The following is a 19,429-nucleotide window of genomic DNA, read 5'->3' on the forward strand; positions in this document are numbered from 1 at the left end:
CGTAGGGGTAGTATTTTCGTTGTGTCCGAGTGTAACCCAACAACTTTTGTGACACATAGGGTCAGGCAGTGACCGTTTTGTAATGTTTAGTCACCGACCGCGCAGTCATAAAAAAGCCCGCAAGATCGCGGGCTCCTTTGTCACTGGTTTTAAAGATTAAAGCGCAAACAACTCCGCCGGCAGCTGCATCAGGCAATCGCTACCCGCCTCAATGGCCGCCCGATGAGCGGCAGTACGCGGCAACAATCGCTTGAAGTAGAACTCGCTGGTCGCCAGTTTGGCCTTGCAGAAATCCGCATCGCCACTGCCATCCTCCAGCCGGGCCTGAGCCACCCATGCCATGCGCAACCACAGATAGCCGAGAATGATGTAGCCGCTGTACATCAGGTAATCCACCGACGCTGCCCCCACTTCATCGGGGTTCTTCATCGCGGCAATGCCGACCCTGGTCGTCAACTCGCCCCACTGCTGGTTCAGGCCATCAAGCTGCGCCACATAGCTGGCCAACTGCGGATGTTCAGCGTTCGCCACGCAAAACTTGTGCACCATCCTGGTAAAGCCGCGCAGCAGTTTGCCCTGGCTGCCCAGGACCTTGCGCCCCAGCAGGTCCAGCGCCTGAATGCCATTGGTGCCCTCATAGATCGGTGCGATGCGGCAATCGCGCACCAGTTGCTCCATGCCCCATTCACGTATAAAGCCGTGACCACCGAAGACCTGCATGCCGAGGTTGGTCACTTCCAGGCCCGTGTCGGTCATGAAGGCCTTGCAGATCGGCGTCAGGAACGCCAGCAGGTCTTCCGCGTCCTGGCGCGCCGTTTCGTCCTTGCTCAGATGGGCAGCATCCAGCAACTGCGCCGTGAAGTAGGTCAGTGCGCGATTGCCCTCGTTGAAGGCCTTCATGGTCAACAGCATGCGGCGCACGTCGGGATGGACGATGATCGGGTCGGCCGCCTTGTCCGGTGCCTTGGGGCCGGTTAGCGCGCGCATCTGCAAACGCTCGTTGGCGTATTTGATTGCACCCTGGAAACTCGCCTCGCCCAGACACAAACCCTGCATGCCGGTGCCGAGGCGCGCGTGGTTCATCATGGTGAACATGCAGTTCAGGCCCTTGTTCGGCTCGCCGATCAGGAAGCCTTTGGCGCCATCGAAGTTCAACACACAGGTGGCCGACGCCTTGATGCCCATTTTGTGCTCGATGGAGCCACAGGACACGCCATTGCGCTCGCCAGCCTCACCCGCGGCGTCTGGCAGGAATTTGGGCACGATAAACAGCGAAATGCCCTTGGTCCCGGCCGGCGCGTCCGGCAGTTTGGCCAACACCAGATGAATGATGTTGTCGCTCATGTCGTGCTCACCGGCGGAGATGAAGATCTTGCTGCCGGATATTGCATAGCTGCCGTCGACCGCAGGCACGGCGCGGGTCTTGATAATGCCCAGGTCCGTACCGCAATGGGCTTCGGTCAGGCACATGGTGCCGGTCCATTGGCCGGCGGTGAGTTTACTCAGGTAGGTCTGTTTCTGTTCTTCGGTGCCGTGGGCGTGGATCGCTGACATGGCGCCGTGAGTCAGGCCGGGGTACATGCCCCAGGACGTGTTGCTGGAGGCCACCATTTCGCTGATGACCAGCCCCAGAGAGCTCGGTAGCCCCTGGCCACCGTACGCAGGGTCGGCCGCCAGGCCATGCCAGCCGCCGTCCACATATTGTGCGAAAGCCTGCTTGAAGCCTGCGGGCGTCGTGACCACGCCATTGTCGAAATGGCAGCCTTCTTCGTCGCCGCTGCGGTTGAGGGGTGACAGCACGTTCTCGCAGAACTTCGCGCCTTCTTCGAGGATGGCACTGACCATGTCCGGACTGGCGTCAGTGGCCCCCAGTGCGGCGTAGTTGCCGTGAAAATCGAAGACGTGGTCGATCAGAAAGCGCATGTCGCGCAAGGGAGCTTTGTATTCGGGCATGGTCATTTCTCCGGCAGCAGATGACTCAAACCTACTGCCGCCGACCGCCCCTCACAATCACAGTCCAGACGCTGAATGCGCCATCATCACTCAACCGTGGCGGCCTCCATGCGCACCGCGCCACGACGCGTCTGACCGAATGCCATGACGCAGTTACGGCCGGCGCCCTTGGCGCTGTAGAGCGCCTGGTCCGCAGACTTGAGGACTTCTTCCGGAGTGCGTTGTTCAACCCGTTCGGCGACGCCGATGCTCACCGTGACAGACACACTCGAAGCATGGGTACCGGAACGACGTTGACGTCCCTGGCTGTCATCCTGCGGACGGCTGTCCTGGTTACGCAGGTGAATGTTGTAGGTGGCGATGGATTCGCGGATGACTTCCAGGTGCGGCATGCACTCTTCAAGCGTCTTGCCGGCAAACACCAGGGCAAACTCCTCACCGCCATAACGGTACGCCTTGCCGCCCCCGCCGATTTTCGACAGCTTGCTGGCGACCAGTCGCAGCACCTGATCGCCGACGTCGTGACCATGGGTGTCGTTGAATTTCTTGAAATGATCGACGTCGCTCATGGCCAGCACGTAGTTGCGCCCCAACCGCTGCATGCGTTCGTTCAAGGCACGACGCCCCGGCAGACCGGTGAGTTCATCGCGGAACGCCATCTGATAGGCCTCATGCGCAACGGCGGCGGCGATCATCAGCATCACCTGGCTGCACATGATGTTCAGGGTAAACGGCAGGATGAAGGTTTTCGGCAGCATCCAGAACAGCCCGAGCAGGCCCACCAGTTGTGCAGCGTGCAGCGGTCGCGGATTGCGCCAGTACTGATACGCCAGCAGCAGGAACGAACCGATGAACACCGGGTAGGACAACTGGATCAGGCTCATCCAGGCACCGTGCAGTGCCGGCCAGCGGATCTCCGACAGCCAGATCAACAGCGCATGCGGGTAGCTTTGCTCCAGCCCCAACGCGACGCTGCCCACTGCCAGCAACACGGCGAAGCGCGCCACCATGTCCTGGAACAGGTGCGTGCGCTCCTGCCAGGCGGCGAACACGCCAAACAGCAACGGCAGCAGCAAGCAACACAAGTGGAAGACCACGGCCGCGTCATCGCGCACCTTGCCGTTGTCGCGGTAGTAGTCGGTCTGGGTGTCGAGCAGGAAGTAGGCGATGTACACCGTGACCATCAGAAAAAGCTCACGCTGACGTCGATAAACCGCGCAGTAAGCCCCTCCGAGCAGCAGCACCAGCGTGGGAAGCACGTTGAACAGCGAGGTGAAGAAGACGTTCAGATCCTTGACGTAAGCCGCCGCAAGCCCCGCCAGCAACAGCAGTAATGAAGGCAGGAAATGACTGAAGCGTACAGCGGAAGGACGCGGCAAGGGTAAAACTCCGACCGTCAAATCAATAGATGGCAATGTGCCCACTACTGTAACGGCAGAACCTCCGGATTGCTGAGTGAATTACTGAGGTATTTTTTAAAAAAACAGCGTCACAGGCGACGAACGGGCCGCCAGTGACGCAAGGAGAAATACGATTACAAGTCGTTGTTGAACGGTTGCAGAGGCCCTTCCAGAGCTGCGCGACCTTCGGCACCGACCGGTTTGAGCAGAATCTCGGCGTCCTGCGCCTGCCGGGTAGTGATCTTCGGACTGGCCGGTTTTTGACCGACGGAGTTTTCATCACCCTTTGCACCCTGCGGCAGCACCAGCGACGGATGGTCAAACGGTGCCCGTTCCCACGCGACCCTGGGGTCGGTTAGCCCGACTTCCATGAACTTGACCAGCGCATCCACTTCATCCGGGGTGAGGTTCAACCGGGTCATGTCCGGATCGAGGTTTGAGCCATTGTGCTGATTGACTGCCGGGTGTTCGAAGCCACTGGTGTTGCTGGCATCCTCCCCACGCCGGTCACCACCGCGGTTATAGAACTCCATGACCTGTTGCAGTGTTGCGCGACTGCCGTTGTGGAAGTACGGCCCGGTCAACGCGATGTTACGCAAGGTCGGCGTCTTGAAGGCGCCATCGACCGCATCGCGGAAACCGACTTCAGGCTTGAGCGTCGCATCACAGGGGATTGCCGGGCTCAAACGCGCTTCGAAGGTGCACACATCGACATCCAGCGGGTCAGGTATCTGGCCCCCCTTAAGCACGGTGTTGTACTCACGGGTGAAAGATAACGGGTTACCCCAGGCATCCGAGCCACCGAGCGCCAGGTCTTCCGAGGTTGGACGCACCCCGGTGTTGTAGAACCCGTTGTCATAGAGCGTAGTCAGGTTGTCGGCCATGACCATCCGCTCGATACGCTCACGGGGATGGAAGAGCAACCGGCTGCCGGCGTTGGTCAACTCCGCACCACCATGGCAATTGACGCACTTACCCTTGCCCAAAAACAGGTTCATGCCCTGGACCTGCTGGTTATTCATGGCCGTGTGATCACCCTGCAAATAGGCATCCAGCGGAGCCTGATCCGAGACCAGCGTGGACTCGTACATCTGAATCGCCAGGCCGAAGAACAGCGGGAAATTCGCCTCCATCTGGGTGTATGGCGCGCCGCCCAGTGAGACTTGCTGGGTGGCGTTCCACAAGCGTGGCTGGAACGCGTTCTTGATCAGTTCACGGTAGGTCGGCCGACGGGCACCGGACACTGGCCCGAGTACCGAGTCGGTGGACGAGATCCGTTGCTGCTTGAGCATCAAGGTGTCGAGCATGCGCCGGCCGATGTCAGCGAAGGTACGCCCACCACAGGACATTTCCACAGGGCTGCCGGGTGGCCCGACTGCTTGCGAGGCGGCCGAAGCATCTTTGAGCGCCAGCTTGACCTTGGTTGCCACGCCACTGCCATCGCTGGTCACGAAAATCCCGGCGTCAGGGTCGCGATTGCCGAATGGAGAGAAGCCATTGAAGACGTTATTGGCCCGACCATCCCAGAAGTTGCGCACGTTGAACGCGGCATTGATAACGGTGGGTGCGTTGCGCCCGGTACTGCGACGCACATTGATGCCGCCCACCTGGAAGATGCCGTCCGGTTGCTGGATGCATTTGTCGAAACGTGCCTGATGAGGCTTGACGAAGTTGGCGTCGAATACACCCTGGGAACCAATCACATCGTCAGTCGAATAGACAATGGCCGAATCGCGATTCAGAGGGTCCGCCAGCACATGGGTCGGAAAGTCGTTTTTCTTCAGCAGGTAGTTCGGGCCGCCCTTGCCTCCGGATTTGGTGGTGTAACTCGGCACATCACCTGGAATGTCCGAAGCAATGAACGGTTTGTTGAAAATCGACGAGACGTTTGCGTTGGTGTTTGCCTGGCCCGGGTTGATCTGGTTGGTGGTGCGGTGATCGGCACCCGCGTGGAAATGGCAGGACGCGCAAGCGGTGGAACCGTCGCTGCCGATCTCCATATCCCAGAACAGTGCTTTGCCCAGTAGCACTGCCGCCGAGCGATTGAGCACGTAGTCGGTCATCAGGTCGACTTTACGCCCGCCTTCGGTTCCCGAAGGATCGGGTGGCGTCAGGCCCCGCAGCGACTGCAGGCTGGGCACATCCGGCACGGTCGGAACGACCTCAATCGGATCTGCAGCCCAAACGTTCATGACGGGTAGGCCAGTGGCGAAAAGCATCATCGCCGTCACACGGGCCAGGCAAGGAGTTCGAAAGACCCTCAAGTACTTAACCATGATGACATTCTCGATTCAGCACGGAGTAGCCGGGCTCCGTGATTGTCCTGTTGCGAGAGGAACTAATCGCCATGAATCCTGCTGCTCGCACCCACGGCCAAACCAATGCAAAAGTTGGCAAGACACGGCAAGACGTAACAGGCAAAGTACTCTCTTGGCTCAGGCTTGATTAAAACATTACTCCGTCGCACCTCCGAGGGCGCTTAACCCAACTGTAGCTGTAACAAAAGATTTCAACAGAAAACAAAAATATTTTTTACTTACCCTCCTCGGATAGCAATTGCCAAAATGACACCACAACACCCGTAACTCCCTACAGCAATGAATACCGGTGGAATTCCCCCCCATTACTGGGTGTTATTCCCCAACAGTCGGTCCCCGGCAACCAGCGACACTTTCAATAGCCCAGCGTTTACTGGAGAAAAATCAGGCTTTCCACGCTTTTTTGGCAAACTGGCAGAGTAATTGCTAATTCGTACAGCATAGGGAAATCGTGTATTTACTACAGCGATATCAAGAAGACACGTTATAGGGAGGAATAATTTTAATTACCACTATTCCATTTGTGCGCACGTTGCACCGCGTGAGCTATGGCATTTATTTAATATCAAACCAAAACTTCATGACTAACACCCTCAATACTTTTTCTTGCAATATCATTCCGCCCGGAATAGATATAGACAACTTTTCTCATTTAGTACTTATGATCAAATAAACCCATCGAGCACTTACACTTCCCTTCGCACACTCCCGAACCTGGGTATATATCCCCCCCTATATTGGTGAATATTAATTCGGTAGCTTCGTGCGCGATACCATCCCTGGCCGCGCGGCCCGCATTCTGAATGCCCCGGCGGCTATTTGTGTCTAATTATTTCAAAACAGGCACAACAACTGCTTTGTACGCCTCAGGCTCAAGGAAATGTCTCTCGCTATTGCGCCCGTAACCGGCCGACGCAACGCAGGTGAAAGCATCCGAACGGCAAGTGTCGACCGTACACAGGCACTCAATCCGCTGGATCGAGCCCAATTTCACGGCTTTGCGTTTTTCTTGCGCAGGATTCAGCGCATCAGCAGATCTGCGATCTCGATTGGCCGGCAATTGGTCCTGCAAGATTCTGGAGTGAGCCATGAGCTTATCTTTGTACGAAAAAACGCTCGCCATACCGCTGCTATCTCACAAACGATTCAACGGCATCTTCAGTCGCCATGCCCTGCTTGCCAGTGCCGTCGCTGTCGCGCTGACCATTGCTGGTGGTGGAGATGCATTTGCCAAAAACGGTGCTGGCGGTGGCGGTGGTGGCGGGACTGCCAAGCCCCCGGGGGTGCCCTCGCCGTTCTCGACACCCACACTGCCTGACCCGGTTTTTACAAACCCGACTGCGATTAACGGGTTTGACGTTACCGGCTTTATCCAGAACATGACGCTGGACACCACCAATGCGAATTGCCCCAATACCAGCGACCCGGGCCGCTTTGGGGGGACCGTCCAGTTGAACGGCGTCACGATTATTGTCCCTTGCAACACCATCATGCAGATGCCGGCCAACACCCTGACCTGGGCCGACTTCGTCAGGGGTGGAACCCTGGCGCTCGGAAAATCAGCGGCGGCCTACCCCTCGTTCGAGATTCATGTGGTAGGCAATAGCGTGTCCAACAAGCAGATTGCCGGGCTGATCTTTGTCTCCCAGCAATCAGTCAACGCGGGGAGCGGTTTCATCACCCGGATCGACTACACCAACGGCAACCTCGAAGTTGACAGCGGGAACCCGACACAACCCACGATTATTCAGATCAACGATCCGAACGGACGTTTTGGCCGTGCCCAAAGCCCCGACCCACGGTTCTCCGTCGATGATGCCAACCCGACCATCCATGCCGCCACCGGCTACCCGATGTGCGTGCCACGCACGATTTCCGGGGACGATGCACTCTGCCCACAGAAAAACCGGCCAAAAGTGGTCACCCCGACCACGACCAACAACTGCCGCAATTTCAGCCAGGCAGGTGTCACGCTTCCGGCCAGTGGGGAACTCTCGGGGCCAGCAGTGGGGCAGGTCTATTGCAGCCAGTACGTCATGAAGAGATTCAGCGATGCTACACGCACGTCGACGGACCCCGACCCGACACAACAGGCCCCCTTCGAAGTCGGCGACTTCATCAGTTGGTCCGGTACCCTGTTCAAGTCAGCAACAACGGGCGCCCCGGACTTCATCTCTGCGCACACGATCGAGGCGAATGTCGGGATCTACACTCAGCCTGGTTCACAGCCCAGCTACATGGCTATCGGGGAATTTGGCATCGGTACGGCCGACCCGGCCGCAACGGCCATCAGCGGAGTAGCCCAGGAGACGCAGGACCGGATTTTCCTAGAAGCCTCGACCACCGACATCAAGACCCCGGTCGACATCTATCTGATAGATGTCAATCCATCGACAGGTGTGCAAACCAATCGCTGGATTACACCCTATGAGATGACGGGTGAATGCAACCCTGCGCTGGGCCTTGCGGCCAGCTGCCAGGGAGCCTCGGGTGGCATTACCACACAGAACACGGGCCCTCAGCCACAACGCGCCAGATTACGTGCGACCAAAGCGCCCGCCGGGCTTCTTAGCCAGCCGACACGAACCTTGCGTGTCTTGGCGCGGTCACTTTGCGTTCCACAGCAGAGCCTGTCCCAGACCGCTGTGGACAGTTGCATCCAGAATGCGGCCAGGTCGACTGTCGCCAATGGACTGACTGCCGGACAGTATGTGGCGCCGGTGTTTGAGTTCATCTTTCCGGAAGGCGTCAAGCCTGGCGATCCAGTGGTGCCTAACGACTTCTGGCACCTGCCATTCATACGTAACGGCGAAGGCGTGAGCACCCCGACGGGTGTAGGCCCCCTGGATCCGACGCCCTGGTGATCAAGGCCTGACCACCGCGCAAAAAAAAACGCCGCTCCGGGAGGAAGCGGCGTTTTTTTGAAGTACTGCGTTAAGAGTTAGTAACCCAGCGCGAAGTCTTCTTCTTTCATGTCCATCAGGTTATTGGCGCCCGACAGCATGGTTGCCACGTGAGTGCGGGTACGCGGCAGGATGCGCTGGAAGTAGAAACGCGCAGTCTGCAGCTTGGCGGTGTAGAACGCCTCTTCGGTGGTGCCTGCAACCAGTTTTTCGGCAGCCAGACGCGCCATGTCAGCCCAGAAGTAGGCCAGGCAGGCGTAACCGGAGTACATCAGGTAGTCCACGGAGGCGGCGCCGACTTCTTCGCGATCCTTCATGGCGGCCATACCGACCTTCATGGTCAGCTCACCCCATTCCTTGTTCAGTGCAGCCAGCGGTGCGACGAATTCCTTGACGGCTTCGTTGCCTTCGTTGTTCTGGCAGAACTTGTGGACGATCTTGGTGAAGCCTTTCAGGGCCTCGCCTTGAGTCATCAGCACTTTACGGCCCAGCAGGTCGAGTGCCTGGATACCGGTGGTGCCTTCGTACAGCATCGAAATGCGGCTGTCGCGAACGTTCTGCTCCATGCCCCACTCGGCGATGAAACCGTGGCCGCCGTAGATTTGCACGCCGTGGTTGGCCGATTCGAAACCAACTTCGGTCATGAAGGCTTTGGCGATTGGCGTCATGAACGCCAGCAGAGCGTCGGCTTTCTTCTTCTCTTCTTCGTCTACGCCGTACTTGACGATGTCGACTTGCTTGGCGGTGAAGTAAACCATCGCACGGTTGCCTTCGGCGAAGGCCTTCATGGTCAACAGCATGCGACGTACATCAGGGTGCACGATGATCGGGTCAGCGGCTTTGTCCGGCGCTTTCGGGCCAGTCAGCGAGCGCATTTGCAGGCGATCGCGAGCGTATTTCAGGCCGCCCTGGAAGCCGATTTCGGCGTGGGCCAGACCTTGCAGCGCGGTCCCCAGACGTGCGGTGTTCATGAAGGTGAACATGCAGTTCAGGCCTTTGTTCGCCGGGCCGATCAGGAAACCGGTGGCCGCGTCGAAGTTCATCACGCAAGTGGCGTTGCCGTGGATGCCCATCTTGTGTTCCAGGGAACCACAGGACACCGCGTTACGCGCACCGATCGAACCGTCTGCGTTCGGCAGGAATTTCGGCACGATGAACAGCGAGATGCCTTTGGTGCCGGCCGGTGCGTCCGGCAGGCGGGCCAGTACGATGTGGACGATGTTATCGGCCATGTCGTGTTCACCGGCCGAGATGAAGATCTTGGTGCCGGACACTTTGTAGGTACCGTCGGCCTGAGGCTCGGCCTTGGTGCGCAGCATGCCCAGGTCGGTGCCGCAGTGCGGTTCGGTCAGGCACATGGTGCCGGTCCATTCGCCGGACACCAGCTTGGTCAGGTAGGCGTGCTGCTGCTCTGGAGTGCCGTGCTCGGAGATGGTGTTCATCGCGCCATGGGACAGGCCTGGGTACATGCCCCACGACCAGTTGGCTTCGCCGACCATTTCGCTCACCGCCAGACCCAGGGACTCCGGCAGGCCCTGGCCACCGTGTTCCACGTCGTGGGCCAGGCTTGGCCAGCCGCCTTCGACGAATTGCTTGTAGGCTTCTTTGAAACCGGTCGGGGTCTTAACGCCGGACTCGCTCCAGGTGCAGCCTTCGATGTCACCCACGCGGTTCAGCGGAGCCAGCACCTGCTCACAAAACTTGGCGCCTTCTTCGAGAATGGCGTCAACCATATCCGGAGTTGCGTCTGCGCAAGCCGGAAGGCTCTGATAGTGCGCTTCGTAGCCGAGCAGTTCGTCACGAACGAAGCGAATATCACGCAAGGGGGCCTTGTAGTCAGGCATAGCGATAAACCTCTGCTGATGTAACCGGGAATGAGCGACCGTGTCGATTTGCTGCGACGGTCAAACAGTTGTTTGAAACATACGTTTACGCCGAAATCTTGTCAAGCGTCGATCTTTTGCCGTTGGTCATCACTTCACGGGTATGCAGGACGCAGCCGTGCGCAACGCCGTTGACCGAACAACGCGCCGTATCGAAAGATTATTTTTGGGGAGAAGGACTTACGCAGAAAAACGCCGCGAATGTTCGCGGCGTTCCGGGGGCCGATTCAGCGGGGAATCAGGCGAACGTATCGATCAGCGTACCGAGCATTTCATCGGATGCCTTGGCGACTTTCGCCCCAAGCTCCACCTGAAATTTGCCTTGGGACATGTCGACCACGTTGCTGGCCAGGTCCGATTGCTGACTGCGATCAACCGACAGCAAGCGATCGACTTGCGCTTCGGAGGACTGGCTGGTCACCGAACGCTCGATCGTCGTGTTGGCGATCTGGCCGGCGGCTTGATCGACACGGTTCTGCCCTGCCTGAATAGTGCTCAGACCGGCGTAAAAAGCGGTGCTTCCTGAGATTTCCATGGGAGAACTCGTCCTTGCGAAGGATCAACAGTGAGCATTGAACCAGAGGCGCCGGGAAAACACCCGACAAAAACACTAATGGCACAGTGCCTTGTCATAGGCAAAGCCTAGTCAAGCAGATCCAGTTGAAGGTGCTCCGCCACCGCCTCGGCCGTCACCGCCTTGAGTTTCGGCACGCGCCCCAGGCAAGGCGCCGGGATTCGTTCGGCGAGGGTGGCCAGGTTTTCTTCCAGGCGCGAGGTCTTCGGATCGATGATGTTGGCCACCCAGCCTGCCAGTTGCAAACCGTCCCGGGCAATCGCCTCGGCGGTCAGCAACGCATGGCTGATGCAACCCAGGCGCACACCGACCACCAGAATCACCGGCAGGTCCAGCGCCATCGCCAGATCGGACAGATTCGCCTGGTCCGCCAACGGAACGCGCCAGCCGCCAGCGCCTTCGATCAGGGTGAAATCGGCCTGCATATCGAGAATCTGCCGCATCGGCGCCAACAAGGACTGCACCGTCAACGCCACGCCCGCCTCACGGGCAGCCAGGTGCGGAGCGATGGCCGGCTCGAACGCCACCGGGTTGACCTGTGCATAAGTCAACGGCAGTGAACATTCCGCCAGCAGCGCCAGCGCATCGGCATTACGCAAACCCTTGGGCGTAACCTCGCAACCGGAAGCGACCGGCTTGCCCGCCGCCGTACTCAGGCCCGCCGAACGCGCCGCATGCAGCAACCCGGCGGCCACCGTGGTCTTGCCGACATCGGTGTCGGTGCCGGTGATGAAATAGGCTGCGCTCATAAGGGTTTCTCCAAAACGGCGTACACCACCTGATAAGTCGCCGGCAGTCCCTGGGCCTGACGAAACTGCTCATAAGCCTCGATCAAACCCAGAATCCGCGCCCGGCCGGTCAAACCGCCCGGCCGACCAGGGTTCAGATTATGCGCCCCCAGCGCCTTGAGCTCATGGGTCAGGCTGCGCACATCGGGGTAATGCAAAACATGGGGACGGGTTTCCAGACTGAGCGCCTGCAAACCACTGGCCGCACACAGCTGTTGATAAACGGCGAACTCGCGGAAGCGGTTGACATGGACCATACCGTCCACCTGCCGCCAACTGTCACGCAGTTCAAACAACGTACCCACACACAGACTAGCAAATGCGAAAACACCGCCCGGTTTCAGCACGCGCCGGGCCTCGCTGAGCACCGAGGCGAAGTCCTCGCACCACTGCACTGCCAGGCTGGAGTAGACCAGGTCGCAGGTCGAATCTCGCAGCGGCAAACGCTCGGCATCACCCGCGATGAAATGCGTGGCGCCGCCCAACGGCCGGGCATGGTTGAGCATGCCTTCGGCAATATCCAGCGCCACGCCGTGACTGGTGGGGAACCGCTCGCCCAGCGCACGGCTGAAATGCCCGGTGCCACACCCCATGTCCAGCCAGCGCCCCGGCACGAAATCATCCGGCAAACGACGCAGCAATTGGCTGCCGACGTCACGCTGCAACTCGGCCACGCTGTCGTAGCTCGCCGCTGCACGGGAGAAGGAAGCGGCTACCTGGCGCTTGTCGGGCAAACCGCCGGATAGAGTGGGAAGGGATAAATCAGTCATCACCGGACTCATGCAAAAAAGCCTGGATCGCCCCCGCCACACCGTGGGGGTCTTCCAGAAGAAACGCGTGGCTGGCCTGTTCAATCAGACCGATTTCGATATCCGGCAGCAACGCCAGCAAGTCTCCCGCCGCTTCGGCCGGCACCAGCCCGTCGAGGCCGGCGAACAAATGCAGTTGCGGACCGCGAAATGCTTGCAACGCTGGCCGGGTGTCCAGTTGTGCGAGCAACTCCAGGCCACTCATCAACACTGGCGCCGCCGTATGGGGCGCACCACCGAGCAACAACCGCGACAAACCCCGCGGGTCATCGGCACCTTGCGCGCAGAGCAGTGAAAAGCGCTTCAACGTCATGCGTGGGTCGGTTGCACAGCCCGCCAGAAACGCATCGAAGGTTTCACCGGGCATCGCACTGGGCCAGTGTTCGTGGGCGACAAAGGACGGGTTGCTCGCCAGGGTCAGCAAACCACAGCAGCGATCACCGCGACGCGCCGCCAATTCGCCAGCAAGCATGCCGCCCAGTGACCAACCGCCGAGCCAGGCATCCTGCGGCACCGTCGAATCGAGTTCGTCGAGCCACTCTTCAAGATCACTCGACTCCAGCTCCGGCAACGGCTCGATTTCGACATGCAGGTGCTCGTCCAGGCCCTGCAACGCCGCAGCCAAGGGCTCCAGCGGTGAAACGCCGAGCCCCCAACCGGGCAGCAGAATCAGTCGATCACGCATGGCTTGGCTCCGGTCCCAGTTGCTGAAAACAATCGGCCAGTCCCTCTAACAATAGCTGCACCTGCGCCTCGCTATGGGCGGCGGTCAGGGTCACGCGCAAACGGGCGCTGCCGGCGGGCACGGTCGGCGGGCGGATCGCGGTCACCATCAGGCCGCGCTCGCGCAACATCTGTGACAGGCGCACCGCACGCCCGGCGTCGCCCACCATGATCGGCTGGATCGGCGTGAAGCTGTCCATCAACTCCAGGCCGATCTGCTCGGCGCCCCGACGGAATTGGCTGATCAGCGTTTTCAGATGCTCACGTCGCCAGTGTTCACTGCGCAGCAGCTCCAGACTTTTCAGCGTGGCGCAGGCCAGGGCCGGTGGCTGGCTGGTGGTGTAGATGTAAGGGCGGGCGAACTGGATCAGGCTTTCGATCAGCTCCTCGCTGCCAGCGACAAAGGCGCCTGCGGTGCCGAACGCCTTGCCGAGGGTACCGACCAGCACTGGCACGTCATCCTGGCTCAGGCCGAAATGCTCGACGATGCCGCCGCCGTTGGCCCCCAGAGGACCGAAACCATGGGCGTCATCGACCATCAGCCACGCGCCTTTGGCCTTGGCTTCCCGGGCCAGCGCCGGCAAGTCGGCGATGTCGCCGTCCATGCTGAACACGCCATCGGTGACCACCAGGGTATTGCCGGTCGCCTTCTCAAGACGCTTGGCCAGACTCGCCGCGTCGTTATGCAGGTAGCGATTGAAACGCGCGCCAGACAACAGCCCGGCATCCAACAACGATGCGTGATTGAGCCGGTCTTCGAGCACTGTATCGCCCTGCCCCACCAGCGCCGTCACCGCGCCGAGGTTGGCCATGTAACCGGTGGTGAATAGCAAGGCTCGCGGGCGCCCGGTCAGGTCAGCCAGGGCTTTTTCCAGCGCGTGATGCGGGCCACTGTGGCCGATCACCAGATGCGAGGCCCCGCCACCGACGCCCCACTTCGACGCGCCAGAGCGCCAGGCTTCGATCACTTGCGGGTGATTGGCCAGGCCCAGGTAATCGTTGTTGCAGAACGCCAGCAACGGCTGACCATCGACCACCACTTGCGGGCCTTGCGGGCTTTCAAGCAGCGGGCGCTGGCGGTAGAGGTTTTCGGCACGACGGGCAGCAAGGCGTGCGGCGAGATCGAAAGACATGCAGGCCTCGGGGATCAGGTTTCAGAAGCAATCGCAGTTCCATGTGGGAGCGGGCTTGCTCGCGATGGGCTTGAGGACGCCGCGGGGTATCAGATGTCCCGTGTCATCGTTGACGACCATCGCGACGGTGCGACGATTCGACAGGCTCGCTCCTACAGGGTTTGCATTCCAGCAATGGAACAGGCGCCGTGATTAAACCGCCGCGTTATAAAACTGCTCGCTGCTCTTCTGCTCCACCAGCGCCTGTTCGATGGCGGCCTGATGAACTTCGTCGGCGTGCTCTTCGCGGGCTTCCGGCAGGATGCCCAGACGCGAGAACAGCTGCATGTCCTTGTCGGCCTGCGGGTTGGCGGTGGTCAGCAATTTCTCGCCGTAGAAAATCGAGTTGGCGCCGGCGAAGAACGCCAGGGCCTGCATCTGCTCGTTCATCGCTTCGCGGCCGGCGGACAGGCGCACGTGGGATTTCGGCATCAGGATCCGGGCAACGGCGAGCATGCGAATGAAGTCGAACGGGTCGACGTCGTCGGCATTTTCCAGCGGTGTGCCGGCGACTTTCACCAGCATGTTGATCGGCACCGACTCCGGATGCTCCGGCAGGTTGGCCAGCTGGATCAGCAGGTTGGCGCGGTCGTCGAGGGACTCGCCCATGCCGAGAATGCCGCCGGAGCAGATTTTCATCCCCGAATCACGTACGTACGCCAGGGTTTGCAGGCGTTCGCTGTAGGTGCGGGTGGTGATGATGCTGCCGTAGAACTCGGGCGAGGTATCGAGGTTGTGGTTGTAGTAGTCGAGGCCGGCCTTGGCCAGGGCTTCGGTCTGCTCCTGATCCAGGCGACCGAGGGTCATGCAGGTTTCCAGGCCCAGGGCTTTTACGCCTTCGACCATTTTCAGCACGTAGGGCATGTCTTTGGCCGACGGGTGTTTCCACGCCGCGCCCATGCAGAAACGAGTCGAACCGATGGCCTTGGCGCGTGCAGCCTCTTCGAGGACCTTCTGCACTTCCATCAGTTTTTCTTTTTCCAGGCCGGTGTTGTAGTGACCGGACTGTGGGCAATATTTGCAATCTTCCGGGCAGGCGCCGGTTTTGATCGACAGCAGGGTCGACACCTGAACACGGTTGGCGTCGAAATGCGCACGGTGCACCGTCTGAGCCTGGAACAACAGGTCGTTGAATGGCTGAACGAAGAGTGCTTTGACTTCGGCCAAAGACCAGTCATGACGCAGGGTTGCCGAGGTGCTGGCGCTCATGGGTGCTTCCTTTTTATGCTTGGACAGGCGGCTGGGGATGGAATCGCAGTCGCATCAAGATGTTTCGGCATATTTAAGGAAGAGCGATGCACTGTCAACCTCGATACCAAGGACCGGTTTACATCTGGTTAAAAAACAAACAATCCTGCCTGCTCTGTGATGAACCCGCCGATGGCACCACGCCCATCTGCGTCAGCTGCGAAACCGAGCTGCCCTGGCTCGGCGATCACTGCCAGACCTGTGCCCTGCCCATGCCGTCTTCGGGCCTCGATTGCGGCCAATGCCTGCACCGGCCTCCCGCTTTTAAACAGGTGATCGCACCCTGGACTTACGGTTTCCCGGTCGACAGCCTGATTACCCGTTTCAAACACAACGCGAAATGGCCTTATGGTCACCTGCTCGGCGAACTTCTCGCCCAATCGCTGCAACATCGCTTCGACGACGACCTGGCCCGCCCCGATGCGCTGGTACCCGTACCGATGGCCAACCGGCGTCTGCGCCAACGGGGGTTCAATCAGGCCGCCATGCTGGCGCGCTGGCTCAGCGCCCACCTTGATATACCTTCCGATGAACGGTTGCTGCTCAGACCCCACGATACGGACGCTCAACAAGACCTGAATGCCGAGGCGCGCAAAAAAAACCTGCGCAATGCCTTCGCCCTGGCCGCCGATGCTTCGCCAAAGGGACGCCACCTGGCACTGGTGGACGATGTGCTGACCACCGGCGCCACCGCGCAAGCCATCGCGCGCCTGCTGATGGACGCGGGCGCCAGGCAGGTCGACGTCTATTGCCTGGCACGCACGCCCAAACCTGGCGAGTCGCCGTGACTTGACTCCCGCGCCCCGAGCCGCCAACGTCCGCATCATCGTCACAGCCCATAGCGCCTTGCCATGTCCTTGCCTACATTGTTGTCCCAGCACATTGTCCGCCGCCCGCAGCGCATTGCGCTGTTGCAACACATCGCCGAACAGGGGTCGATCACCCGCGCGGCGAAAAGCGCAGGTCTGAGCTACAAGGCGGCCTGGGACGCGATTGACGAGCTGAACAACCTCGCGCAGAAACCACTGGTGGAACGCAGCGTCGGCGGCAAGGGCGGTGGCGGCGCCAAACTGTCCGCCGAAGGGGAGCGGGTCTTGCGCCTCTATCAAAAACTGCAGGCGTTGCAGGCCCAGGTCCTGGAAGCGGCTGAAGAAGCCAGCGACCTCGACCTGCTCGGTCGCCTGATGCTCAGGACCAGCGCGCGCAATCAGTTGCACGGCAAGGTGGTGGCCATTGAAACCCAAGGGCATAACGACCGGGTTCGCCTTGAGCTAGCCAAAGGCTTGAGCCTCGATGCGCAAATTACCCACGACAGCACCCTGCGCCTGGACCTGCAAACCGGCACTGAAGTCGTGGCCCTGATCAAGGCCGGTTGGCTCGACCTGCTCGGCAGCGACGATGCAGCAACACCCGGACACAATTGCCTGGAGGGCGTCATCGACCAGATCCTCGATGCCGAAGACGGTCCCTGCGAAGTGCGCATCGGCCTGCCCAATGGCCAGACCCTCTGCGCCCTGGCCGAATCCCGGCATTTGCAATCACGCCAGCTGGGCACCGGCAAATCCGTACGCGTGCAGTTCTCGCCGTCCAACGTCTTGCTCGGCACGCCGCTGTAAAGACAACTGAAACAAAAGCTTCATCCCCCATCATTAAGGTGACTGCAAAATTCGCAGGGAGCCTGATGTGAGCCTATTAGAAGACAACCAACCCACCGACCTCGAACAAATGGTCGGCCTCAGCCGTCGCGGTTTCATCAGCGCGGGCGCCCTGTGCGGTGCCGCCATGTTTCTCGGCGGCAACCTGTTGAGCCGTAGTGTGCTGGCCGCTGGAGTCAGCGCCGGCAACAGCCAATTGCTGGGTTTCGACAGCATCCCCGCCGCCACCAGCGATGCGATCTCCCTGCCGCCTGGCTACAAATCCTCGGTACTGATCAGCTGGGGCCAGCCCCTGCAGAAAAACGGTCCGGCCTTCGACCCGAGCGGCAATGGCACGGCCGAGCATCAGGAAGTGCAGTTCGGCGACAACAACGACGGTATGAGCCTGTTTGAATTCCCCGGTGAAAAAGACCGGGCGCTGATGGCGATCAATAACGAATACACCAACTACCGCTACCTCTATCCCCACGGCGGCATGCCGCAGTCGGCGCATGACGTGCGCAAGGCACTGGCCTGCGAAGGCGTGTCGGTGATCGAAGTGCAGCGCAAGAACGGTCACTGGCAGTTCGTCCAGGGCTCGCACTACAACCGACGCATCCACGGCAATTCGCCGATCAGCCTGAGCGGCCCGGCAGCGGGTCACGACCTGTTGAAAACCAGCGCCGACCCGTATGGCAAGAACGTCCTCGGGACGTTCCAGAACTGCGCCAACGGCAAGACGCCGTGGGGCACGTATCTGACCTGCGAAGAGAACTTCACCGACTGCTTCGGCAGCAGCGATGCCGAACAGAAGTTCGATGCCGCACAGAAACGCTACGGCGCGGTGGCGACCAGCAAAGAAATCAACTGGCACCCGCACAACGAGCGCTTCGACCTGGCCAAGAACCCCAACGAACTCAACCGTCACGGCTGGGTCGTGGAGATCGATCCGTTCGACCCGAAATCGACCCCGGTCAAACGCACGGCGCTGGGCCGCTTCAAACATGAAAACGCGGCCCTGGCGGAAACCGGCGACGGTCGTGCCGTGGTGTACATGGGCGACGATGAACGCGGCGAGTTCATCTACAAATTCGTCAGCCGCGACAAGATCGACCACAAGAATCCCAAGGCCAACCGCGACCTGCTGGACCACGGCACCTTGTACGTGGCGCGTTTCGACGCCGGCGACGGCAATGCTGATCACCCCAAAGGCCAGGGCGAATGGATCGAACTGACCCACGGCAAGAACGGCATCGACGCCAGCAGCGGTTTTACCGATCAGGCTGAGGTGCTCATTCATGCACGCCTGGCCGCCAGCGTGGTGAAAGCCACGCGCATGGACCGCCCGGAATGGATCGTCGTCAGTCCCATGGATGGCCAGGTTTATTGCACGCTGACCAACAACGCCAAACGCGGCGAAGACGGCCAGCCAGTAGGCGGTCCGAACCCGCGGGAGAAGAACGTCTACGGGCAAATCCTGCGCTGGCGCACCGACCGAGATGACCATGGCGCGAATACGTTCGCCTGGGACTTGTTCGTGGTCGCGGGCAACCCGCAGGTGCATGCCGGGACGCCGAAGGGCGGATCGTCGAACATCACGGCCCAGAACATGTTCAACAGCCCCGATGGATTGGGTTTCGACAAGGCCGGGCGCTTGTGGATTCTGACCGACGGCGACATGAGCAATGCCGGCGACTTTGCGGGCATGGGCAACAACCAGATGCTCTGTGCCGACCCGCAGACGGGTGAGATTCGCCGCTTCATGGTCGGGCCGATTGGTTGCGAGGTGACGGGGATCAGCTTCTCGCCGGATCAAAAGACGCTGTTCGTCGGGATTCAGCATCCTGGGGAAAACGGCGGATCGACCTTCCCCGAGCATTTGCCGAACGGTAAACCGCGGTCTTCGGTGATGGCGATTACCCGCGAGGATGGCGGGGTCGTCGGCGCCTGATAAGGCCTCATCGCGAGCAGGCTCGCTCCCATATGGGCAACACCGAACCTGGGGAGCTTGCTCGCGATGACGT

Annotated in this window: 14 protein-coding genes; 4 read left to right on the top strand and 10 right to left on the bottom strand. The window is 60.2% G+C overall.

Going from position 1 to position 19,429, the window contains the following annotated elements; all coding sequences use genetic code 11:
• Positions 1-156: 156 nt before the first annotated feature.
• From ACGJAX_RS03700 to ACGJAX_RS03710, 3 genes are all read right to left on the bottom strand, one after another.
• On the bottom strand, positions 157-1,953 hold the full coding sequence (locus ACGJAX_RS03700) for an acyl-CoA dehydrogenase C-terminal domain-containing protein (RefSeq protein ID WP_390957437.1): 1,797 nt from the start codon (positions 1,951-1,953) through the stop codon (positions 157-159).
• Positions 1,954-2,039: 86 nt separating this feature from the next.
• Positions 2,040-3,332: a diguanylate cyclase gene (locus ACGJAX_RS03705; protein ID WP_390957438.1), complete on the bottom strand. Its 1,293-nt coding sequence runs from the start codon at positions 3,330-3,332 to the stop codon at positions 2,040-2,042.
• A 155-nt stretch (positions 3,333-3,487) separates the two neighbouring features.
• Positions 3,488-5,575, bottom strand: coding sequence for a cytochrome c peroxidase (locus tag ACGJAX_RS03710; protein WP_390959802.1), 2,088 nt, complete (start codon positions 5,573-5,575; stop codon positions 3,488-3,490).
• Between the two features lie 1,184 nt (positions 5,576-6,759).
• On the opposite strand from ACGJAX_RS03710, the gene ACGJAX_RS03715 reads away from it, so the two are divergent.
• Positions 6,760-8,535, top strand: coding sequence for a hypothetical protein (locus tag ACGJAX_RS03715; protein WP_390957439.1), 1,776 nt, complete (start codon positions 6,760-6,762; stop codon positions 8,533-8,535).
• 77 nt (positions 8,536-8,612) lie between these two features.
• On the opposite strand, the gene ACGJAX_RS03720 is transcribed toward ACGJAX_RS03715, so the two are convergent.
• The 7 genes from ACGJAX_RS03720 to bioB form a co-directional block, all read right to left on the bottom strand.
• Positions 8,613-10,418 (bottom strand): phenylacyl-CoA dehydrogenase, encoded by a 1,806-nt coding sequence (locus ACGJAX_RS03720; RefSeq protein WP_390957440.1) that lies wholly within the window; start codon positions 10,416-10,418, stop codon positions 8,613-8,615.
• A gap of 277 nt (positions 10,419-10,695) precedes the next feature.
• Positions 10,696-10,992 (bottom strand): pyrroloquinoline quinone biosynthesis protein PqqE, encoded by a 297-nt coding sequence (locus ACGJAX_RS03725; protein WP_090325755.1) that lies wholly within the window; start codon positions 10,990-10,992, stop codon positions 10,696-10,698.
• Positions 10,993-11,099: 107 nt separating this feature from the next.
• The gene (bioD, locus tag ACGJAX_RS03730) at positions 11,100-11,780 is read right to left on the bottom strand and encodes a dethiobiotin synthase (protein ID WP_090325756.1); all 681 of its coding nucleotides are present in this window, start codon (positions 11,778-11,780) and stop codon (positions 11,100-11,102) included.
• Positions 11,777-12,589, bottom strand: a complete 813-nt coding sequence (bioC, locus tag ACGJAX_RS03735; RefSeq protein WP_390957441.1) for a malonyl-ACP O-methyltransferase BioC — start codon at positions 12,587-12,589, stop codon at positions 11,777-11,779. The genes bioD and bioC overlap by 4 nt, the downstream gene beginning before the upstream one ends.
• Positions 12,582-13,313, bottom strand: coding sequence for an alpha/beta fold hydrolase (locus tag ACGJAX_RS03740; protein WP_390957442.1), 732 nt, complete (start codon positions 13,311-13,313; stop codon positions 12,582-12,584). Before ACGJAX_RS03740 ends, bioC begins: the two co-directional genes overlap by 8 nt.
• Positions 13,306-14,484, bottom strand: a complete 1,179-nt coding sequence (gene bioF / locus ACGJAX_RS03745) for an 8-amino-7-oxononanoate synthase (RefSeq protein ID WP_390957443.1) — start codon at positions 14,482-14,484, stop codon at positions 13,306-13,308. Before bioF ends, ACGJAX_RS03740 begins: the two co-directional genes overlap by 8 nt.
• Before the next feature lie 192 nt (positions 14,485-14,676).
• Positions 14,677-15,732 carry a biotin synthase BioB gene (bioB, locus tag ACGJAX_RS03750; RefSeq protein ID WP_090325772.1) on the bottom strand — a complete coding sequence of 352 codons (1,056 nt, stop codon included), beginning with the start codon at positions 15,730-15,732 and terminating at the stop codon, positions 14,677-14,679.
• A gap of 86 nt (positions 15,733-15,818) precedes the next feature.
• On the opposite strand from bioB, the gene ACGJAX_RS03755 reads away from it, so the two are divergent.
• The 3 genes from ACGJAX_RS03755 (at position 15,819) to ACGJAX_RS03765 (ending at position 19,356) form a co-directional block, all read left to right on the top strand.
• Positions 15,819-16,559 carry a phosphoribosyltransferase family protein gene (locus ACGJAX_RS03755; protein WP_390957444.1) on the top strand — a complete coding sequence of 247 codons (741 nt, stop codon included), beginning with the start codon at positions 15,819-15,821 and terminating at the stop codon, positions 16,557-16,559.
• 63 nt (positions 16,560-16,622) lie between these two features.
• Entirely contained in the window at positions 16,623-17,387 is a 765-nt protein-coding gene (locus ACGJAX_RS03760; protein ID WP_090325777.1) for a TOBE domain-containing protein, read from the top strand.
• A 67-nt stretch (positions 17,388-17,454) separates the two neighbouring features.
• Positions 17,455-19,356 carry an alkaline phosphatase PhoX gene (locus tag ACGJAX_RS03765; protein ID WP_390957445.1) on the top strand — a complete coding sequence of 634 codons (1,902 nt, stop codon included), beginning with the start codon at positions 17,455-17,457 and terminating at the stop codon, positions 19,354-19,356.
• Positions 19,357-19,429: the final 73 nt, after the last annotated feature.

The sequence above is a fragment of the Pseudomonas moorei genome, assembly GCF_042846945.1.
Lineage (GTDB): Bacteria > Pseudomonadota > Gammaproteobacteria > Pseudomonadales > Pseudomonadaceae > Aquipseudomonas > Aquipseudomonas moorei.

What these genes read in the sequence shown, in the direction of transcription:
- ACGJAX_RS03755 (WP_390957444.1), top strand. Translation starts at nt 15,819, where the DNA reads ATGCACTGTCAACCTCGATACCAAGGACCGGTTTACATCTGGTTAAAA.
- ACGJAX_RS03760 (WP_090325777.1), top strand. Translation starts at nt 16,623, where the DNA reads ATGTCCTTGCCTACATTGTTGTCCCAGCACATTGTCCGCCGCCCGCAG.
- bioC (WP_390957441.1), bottom strand. Translation starts at nt 12,589, where the DNA reads ATGACTGATTTATCCCTTCCCACTCTATCCGGCGGTTTGCCCGACAAG.
- ACGJAX_RS03715 (WP_390957439.1), top strand. Translation starts at nt 6,760, where the DNA reads ATGAGCTTATCTTTGTACGAAAAAACGCTCGCCATACCGCTGCTATCT.
- ACGJAX_RS03710 (WP_390959802.1), bottom strand. Translation starts at nt 5,575, where the DNA reads ATGATGCTTTTCGCCACTGGCCTACCCGTCATGAACGTTTGGGCTGCA.
- ACGJAX_RS03725 (WP_090325755.1), bottom strand. Translation starts at nt 10,992, where the DNA reads ATGGAAATCTCAGGAAGCACCGCTTTTTACGCCGGTCTGAGCACTATT.
- bioD (WP_090325756.1), bottom strand. Translation starts at nt 11,780, where the DNA reads ATGAGCGCAGCCTATTTCATCACCGGCACCGACACCGATGTCGGCAAG.
- bioF (WP_390957443.1), bottom strand. Translation starts at nt 14,484, where the DNA reads ATGTCTTTCGATCTCGCCGCACGCCTTGCTGCCCGTCGTGCCGAAAAC.
- ACGJAX_RS03700 (WP_390957437.1), bottom strand. Translation starts at nt 1,953, where the DNA reads ATGCCCGAATACAAAGCTCCCTTGCGCGACATGCGCTTTCTGATCGAC.
- ACGJAX_RS03740 (WP_390957442.1), bottom strand. Translation starts at nt 13,313, where the DNA reads ATGCGTGATCGACTGATTCTGCTGCCCGGTTGGGGGCTCGGCGTTTCA.
- bioB (WP_090325772.1), bottom strand. Translation starts at nt 15,732, where the DNA reads ATGAGCGCCAGCACCTCGGCAACCCTGCGTCATGACTGGTCTTTGGCC.
- ACGJAX_RS03720 (WP_390957440.1), bottom strand. Translation starts at nt 10,418, where the DNA reads ATGCCTGACTACAAGGCCCCCTTGCGTGATATTCGCTTCGTTCGTGAC.